The organism is Streptomyces sp. NPDC058308 (assembly GCF_042880275.1).
GTDB lineage: Bacteria > Actinomycetota > Actinomycetes > Streptomycetales > Streptomycetaceae > Streptomyces.
On record NZ_JBHVZA010000063.1, the window covers coordinates 1 to 2,656 of the forward strand.

The window sequence follows — 2,656 nt, forward strand, 5'->3', positions numbered from 1 at the left end:
GGGCCGGGGGCCGGGGCCGGGCCGGGGGCCGGGGCCGGGCCGGGGGCCGGGGCCGGGCCGGGGGCCGGGGCCGGGCCGGGGGCCGGGGCTGGGCCGGGGGCCGGGGGGAGGCTGGGCTCAGCCTCCGGGGTGTGCGGCGGGCTCGGCCTCGCCGGTGCAGCCGCTCATTCCGCTCATTCCGCTCACGCCACCCAGGCCGCCCGCGCCGCCCGCGCCGCCCGCGGTGGTCGCGCCACCGCCGGAGCCCGCTCCGGATCCGTTCACCCGGCACTCGCTCCCCATGGACCCGCGCTCACGCTCACGCCCGTGCCCTTGGTGCACCGGACAACTCTGATGCTGCCCTTGATGACCTTGCTGTCCCTGATAGCCGTGCTGCCCGCTATGAACTTGCTGCTGACCTTGCTGATGACCTTGGCGGCGGAGCCCGTCACCGTTCCCGCTCTCCGCCCCCTCCATCAACTGCTGCACGATCCCGACCAGTTCGCTGGGTTCGAAGGGCTTGGCGAGGAACGCGTCGACGCCGACCTCCAGGCCGCTCTCGACCTCGTACTGCGTACACGCACTGATGACGACGATCGGCAGATGGCGGGTCCCCGCGTCGGACCGCAGCCGCGCCGCGGTCCGGAGCCCGTCGAGCCGGGGCATCACGACATCGAGGGTGACCACATCGGGCTGGACCTGCTGCACGACATCCAGGCACTCGACACCGTCGGCCGCGGTCACGACCTCGAAGCCCTCCAGCTCGAGGTTGACCCTGATCAGTTGCCGGATGACCTTGTTGTCGTCCACAACAAGCACGCGGCCGGGCACGCCTGGCACACCTCGAGAGTAGGTCCGCGCCCACGGCCGCGTCCCGGTTTTCCCTACTTCCGCCCCGCGCGAGGTGCCCGGCGCGGGCCGGCACAGCAGGGGTACGGAGGCACCGCCGAGCCTCCCTCGGGGGCAACGAAATACCTGTTCATGGGGAGCCCCGGAGAGCTGGTAGGGTTCTACCCGTCGCCGCGCAAGCGGGTCGATACGCCCCCGTAGCTCAGGGGATAGAGCAACGGCCTCCGGAGCCGTGTGCGCAGGTTCGAATCCTGCCGGGGGCACCTTGATTTAGGTGCCTAAAGACCCCGTCACCAGCGGAGACGCTGACGACGGGGTCTTTTTGTGTGTGCAGGCGGAGGCGGGCGAAAGCAGTGACTTGTCAGGGCTCACGCTGTAATAGCGTGTTGATCTTGGACGCCTTCTGGGCAGGTCGGAGGCGCTTTCGCGGGTCGCTCGCGAACCGCTTCGCAGACGCGGCGAAGCCCCGGACCCTGGTCGGTCCGGGGCAGAGCTTCGGAGGCTCAGTCCGGTTCTCCCGGCTCTTCAGGCTCCCCCCCAGCCCGCGCATGATCCGGTCGCTCATCTCCTCCTGGCCGTCGATGCACTTGGCGTAGATCTTCAGCAGCACGTCGACTGAGTGCCCTGCACGTGCAGCCACTTCGGGCGCGGGCACCCCGGAGTTGAGCCACTGGGACACTCCGGCGTGCCGGAGGTCGTACGGCCGGGCCGCCATGACGGACTCGACTTGCTGAGGCAGGAGCGCCAGCTCCCGGGCCTGCTTCCAGGCTCGCGAGTAGGACGACGCGGCGATCACGTTGCCTCGCTCGCTGAAGAACAGCCGACCGTCCTTCGCCGTACCGAACTCCTCTACGTGCTCCAGCAGCAGCTGCACGAGCGGGGGCGGAATCGGCACCACGCGGACTTCACCGGCCTCCCTCTGCTTGAGGCCCCGCCGGTCGTGCACCTCCCCCGAGTCGGTCCACGCCTTACCGGCCGTCGGGCGGGTCTCCGCCAGCTCGATGCGGCCCCAGCCCTTCTGCGGGAGGGTGCAGTCCGAACGGCGCAGGCCCAACGCCTCGCCAGGGCGCATGGCCGCGTAGTACAGGCACCCGAAGAACGCACGGAGCCGACGGCCGCTCGCACGGTCGTAACCGCCCACCTAGGTGAGCGCGATCAGTAGCTCCCGTACCTGCCGAGGATTGACCACCACCCGCCGGTCGACCTCCTGGACCGCCCGCTTCCCGCGCTTCCGGCGCACACGGGAGAGCGGATTGGAGGTCAGGTGCTCCAGCTCCACCGCGTGCTGAAGTGCGTTGAAGACCACCGCACGCCGACGCCGGTACGTCTGCGTCGCGGCCGGCTTGCCGTCCAGGCGCCGACCGAGTCCATCGATCAGCTCATGAACCCGGGGCGCCTCCTGCAACTCGGCCAGCGGCAGAGACGCCTTCTCGATCCAGCGCACTGCGGCAGCGATCTCTTCGGGCCTCTCCTGAGTCCGCCGAGGCACCGGCAGCAAGTAGGAACGAAGCGCGCGGCGCAGTGTCTCGGGAGTGGGCCGACCACGCCCCGGCTTAACCAACGCCGGAACCACGGTGGCGAGTGCACCGGTCATGCTGTCGCGCTGCTTCGCGGACGCCTCCGCCCACCGGGCGTCCACGTACGCCACGGCCAGCGCGAGGAACGACAGCGCCGCCTTGCCGCCACGCAGGGAGTCAGGGAGGCCGGTCACCGTGTCAAAGGGCTCGCCTTGTCTAGAGATCTTTAACGGTGCGGGTTACGTGGGGTCGTGACGGTTATCGTGGGCCGCGCTATGCCGGAGGAATGAGGTATCCCGATGGCGGTGGAC

The 2,656-nt window shown here is 70.1% G+C and carries 1 tRNA gene and 2 pseudogenes; 1 reads left to right on the top strand and 2 read right to left on the bottom strand.

The window, feature by feature from the left end:
• Positions 1-449: 449 nt before the first annotated feature.
• Positions 450-810, bottom strand: a pseudogene (locus tag ACFVYL_RS37670) (response regulator); the annotation flags it as partial.
• A gap of 209 nt (positions 811-1,019) precedes the next feature.
• Here ACFVYL_RS37670 and ACFVYL_RS37675 point away from each other — a divergent pair.
• Positions 1,020-1,091, top strand: a tRNA-Arg gene (locus tag ACFVYL_RS37675).
• 272 nt (positions 1,092-1,363) lie between these two features.
• Here the strand turns inward: ACFVYL_RS37675 and ACFVYL_RS37680 are convergent.
• A pseudogene (locus ACFVYL_RS37680) lies at positions 1,364-2,560 on the bottom strand (tyrosine-type recombinase/integrase); the annotation flags it as partial.
• Positions 2,561-2,656: the final 96 nt, after the last annotated feature.